Annotated in this window: 2 protein-coding genes; both read right to left on the bottom strand. The window is 59.8% G+C overall.

The features are described from left to right. A partial coding sequence (locus ACO2SS_RS28680; RefSeq protein ID WP_423281279.1) for a Calx-beta domain-containing protein occupies positions 1-2,093 on the bottom strand: 2,093 nt, incomplete at its 3' end. 758 nt (positions 2,094-2,851) lie between these two features. Beyond that, positions 2,852-3,502, bottom strand: coding sequence for a class I SAM-dependent methyltransferase (locus ACO2SS_RS28675; RefSeq protein ID WP_423281278.1), 651 nt, complete (start codon positions 3,500-3,502; stop codon positions 2,852-2,854). Positions 3,503-4,227 lie beyond the last annotated feature (725 nt).

The following is a 4,227-nucleotide window of genomic DNA, read 5'->3' as shown; positions in this document are numbered from 1 at the left end:
CCGTACAACGCGTTCACCAGCTCGTTACCTTGCATGTAGTTGGCGCTGCTGTTTCCCGCACCGATCGCCACGTTGCCGCCTAGGATTAGATTCTCGATGGATTCGGGGAGATAGTACGTGTTGTCCGCGCCTGAGCTGAACGTGATATGCACTGCATCCACGCCGTAGGCGCCACCAGTGTCGCTGATGAAATCTAACTCATCGGCGAAATACGTGTCGCTATCCTCGCCGCCGTCTAAGGTGTCGGCGTCTGCTCCTCCATAGAGCACGTCGTCCCCAGCGCCGCCGAAGAGGGCATCTGTCCCACCATCGCCTGAAAGGACGTCGTTGCCGCCCCGGCCGTACGCAACGTCGTTTCCACCCAACAAAGATACGGTCTCAGCAACGAAGTCGCCTTGATACACGTCGGCGCCTGACGTCACGCGCGGAACAACTGGAATCACTGAGCCGGAAGATACCTGCTCGGCGCTCCCACCCCCGTCATCGTCCCGGATGGTCAATGCTGCGGTGTATGTTGAGCCCCCCGACGAGAACGCAACCCCTCGCGGATTGGTGAAGTCCACAAAGAAGTTCTCATCCCCCTCAATGACCGTGTCTCCTCGCACGGCAACCTGGACCCAGCCCCCGCGGTGGCCCGCAGCTACAGTCAGCGTTCCTGAGACGCTATAGTAATCGGACGCCGAGGAGGCCAAACCGTCCCGAGTTGTGTAATCCACCTGAATGTCGGTCGAGGCTGCAGACGACAGAAGGAAGTGGACGTAGGCATATTCGAAGGACGAGGCGCCCTCACTTTGGCTCGTCGAATATGCTGTAAAGGTGGGAAGTCCCCCGCCTCCGGCAGGGGCGACGACCTGGGATGCAGGAGTACCCACCCCGCCGTTACTCGATATCGTGCTGCCGTCATTGTCGATGATGGTTCCGGTCGCGACCAGCGCGGGCGCCGAGCCAGCGAAAGCAGCGTTCTGTATGTCCGTCAGAACCAACCTGAATGTCTGATCACCCTCGATTGCGGTATCGCCATACACCGCGGTTTGCAGCCAAGCGGACGTCTCGCCCACATTGATTGTAGCTGTTCCAGTCCCGGCGCCGAAATCGCCTCGCGCAACCGAAGCTGTCCCGTCTTCGAATGCATACCGGAATGTGATCGGGGCAGTAGCCGCTCGGTCTAACGTGATCAGAAACCGAGCATATTCGAAGCTCGAGTTGCCTTCAGCGATCGCAACGTTCCTGACATCGAGCGTCGGCAATGTTCCAGATGCAGAGGGGGGGCCAGATATTTCAGTTCCCGTCGTACCCGTCCCCCCCATTCTCGACGGACTTCCCCCGTCGTTATCGACTATGGTGCCTGTTGCGAGCAGAGAAGCGGCGCCGCCTGAGAACACGCCATTCTCAATATCCGTGAGGATGATATGAAAGGTCTCATTCTGCTCGACACGAGTGTCGCCGTACACAGCTGCGTTGATGTACGTGGATTGTTGGCCTACGCCGATTGTGACCTGCCCGAAATTGGAATCGAAATCGCCTTGGGTTGCGCTCGCGCTTCCGTCTTCGAGGTAGTAACGAAATGTAACCGGAGTCGTGGCCGGCCGATCAAGCGTCACCAGAAAACGCCCATATTCCCAGCTAGAGTTGCCCTCCAGCATCGCCATGTCGTGAATAGCAAGCGTGGGACTAAGGCCGGGTTGTGGCGCCGGACCGTAGATGGGAGTCGCGGCAGCACCAGCACCCGGCACCGGGTCCGAACCGAGATCATCGTTGTCGAAGACCGTTATTGTGGAAACCAGCGCAGCGGCGCCCCCGGCCAAAGTAGCGTTGGAGGGCTTCAGTACTAAGAGTTGGAATGTCTCGTCTCCTTCGATGGCCGTATCGCCACCAAGATTTATCCTGATGAACCGCGTCGATTCCCCGACGGCAAACGTTGTGCTTCCGGATATTTGCGAGAAATCAGAGCCTGTGGCGGCAGATACAGGCATTGTATAATATGACACCTGAATCGGCGCCGTGGCTGCCGCATCGAGAGCGAGTTCGATGTCTATAAAGCCCGAGCTATTCGTCTCACGAACGGAGTAGTTTCTAGTCGAAATGACAGGCATCACTTACTCCCGATCGTAGGAACGACTCTATCGACTTATCCTTCTGCTCCTCTAAGGACAATATACGCCATTGGGTCTACCAACTCCGAGGACGATGAGGATCAACGCAAGAACAATTCGTCGGCGGGATCTGCACAACAACCGAGTTCAGTGTCAGGGGCGATGTTGCACGCTCAGGAACCTCGGCGAGCCATGTGGCCGCCTCTGACCCCGATGCTGCTTTCAATGCAGCGAGGTTTCGGTCTGGCTGAAACTTACCGGCGGATCAGCGCCCAGCGTCTTCTGACTCTGGTTCCAATCTCCGTTTCTTCGCTCGCTTCGATCGGCAGGGTGTGAGGTCGTCGATCTCGGCCTTCTCACCATCCCTGAGCAGCCGTGCCCGCACCTCCGGCCAGGTGCTCGCGATGACGTCGAGATCGCAGATGCGCTTAGATCGTGTCCGAGCCTAGAGCCCGTTGTAAACGGCCGGTGCCAGTCTTCCTGACTTGTCAGTCAAAAAAGTGAACGGACCCATGCGCCCATAGGGCCAGAACTACGACGGGTATCAGAGCTCCCGTAGCTCGGAGGTGCCACTTATGCTCGGTTTGACGGTTCGCTGCCGCGTAGGCGAGAGCGGCTGTGGCCAGCAGAGCCGCCGCTGCGGCGAAGTCTGCGGGCGTCCAAACGATCTGGCTCGTGTTCATAGAGCCCACGGTGCAATTGGTGGCTCTCCCCTGGAACGCCGCGGTGCCGCCTTCAGCAGCGCGGGCCCGATCAGCTTACATCTTTCGCATCACCGTGATGCAATCGATATCGGGCTCGCCCCAAGCAAATATGCGCTGTTCGACGACTTCGAATCCGCTTCGTACTGCAACGTGTTTGAAGATGCCCGCTGTCATGAAGTTGCGCCAGTGCGGGTTCTCACGGAAGTCGCCCCCCGGGTTTCCTGAGTAATTTGAGTGGTGGATGAGCGCACAGCCTCCCGACCTCAGCACCCGGGCAAACTCGGGCAAATAGGCAATCACGATTTCGAGGTCGAAGTGGACCATCGCGTCGAAGCTGTAGAGGAAGGTATACGTCCCGCTCTCAAGCGCTGAGAGATCGGCCCCACTGTTCTGAACGACGACCACGCGGTCTGAAGGCAGTTTGGTCTTAAGAGCTGCGATGCAGTCCGGGTTCACGTCGACGGCCGTCACCTGTCCAGCGCCGGCATTGAGCAATTTTAGCGTGTTCCGGCCAAAGCCGGCAGCGAAATCGACAGCGTTGCTTAGGTCAAACCGGTGCTCATCGAAGAAGGTCGTCAGAAGCCAGGCCCATTGAGCGTCCATGTGGCCCTCAGCCGGCTCATGGTAGCCGGCTGCGGCAGCGGCACCCCAGTGAAACGCCTCTTGAGAGACCATCTCAAATAGCCGCGTAGGAATCGCACTCACGGAGCCCCCCTGCACTTCTCCCGAATGTCGATCGTGGCCGAAAAGTAGTCGACCATGAACACTACAAAAGTATATGTGAAGCGCTGGATGCTTTGACATGATCAGTCGACGAAAGCGTTCGCCGGCCATTGTGCTCTGGAGCGCCCGCGTTTCGGCCCGCGACCAGCGGCGGCCGGAGGGCTTCGTCGGCCCGTGCCTGCGGACGTCTTCAACCGTGAATCCGAGCGGGACGGGGTGGACCTTCGAGGTCAAGCCACGACGGGTTCAGGATGTGCGCCCGCGTCGATGCGGGCCGGCCGCGTATCTGGAGCCGCAACGGCCTGGGCTGGACGGGAGCGATGTCCGGGATCGTGGCGGGCCTCGAGCAGCTCGGACCTCCTCATACTCGGCGGCGAGGATCTCAGGCCGCTGCCGATCGAGATCCGGCGCGATCGCCTGGCCAGGCCCATCGTCGATCGCCGGCCGTCCGGGATAGCCTTCTCCAAGCATCACGGAGGCGACGGCGCCGACCTCTACGCCGCGGCCTGACGGATGGCGCTGGTGGCCATCCTTTCGGGCGAGAAGCCTCCGACCTAGCGCCAGATTGGCCGCCGCACTCACTTCGTGAACGCTCGAGCCGCCGCCACCGATCCGGCAGAGTGCGCTGGATCAGCTCGCGATCGCCCATCCAGCGTCAGCGAACTGGAGCCACTCTATTCCGGTCACGGATGAGAAATGGCCATCCG

Source organism: Enterovirga sp. CN4-39, from assembly GCF_049446235.1.
Classification (GTDB): Bacteria; Pseudomonadota; Alphaproteobacteria; order Rhizobiales; family Beijerinckiaceae; genus Enterovirga.
Note: the sequence above shows the minus strand (reverse complement) of the source record. Positions and strands in the feature narration are given on the sequence as shown.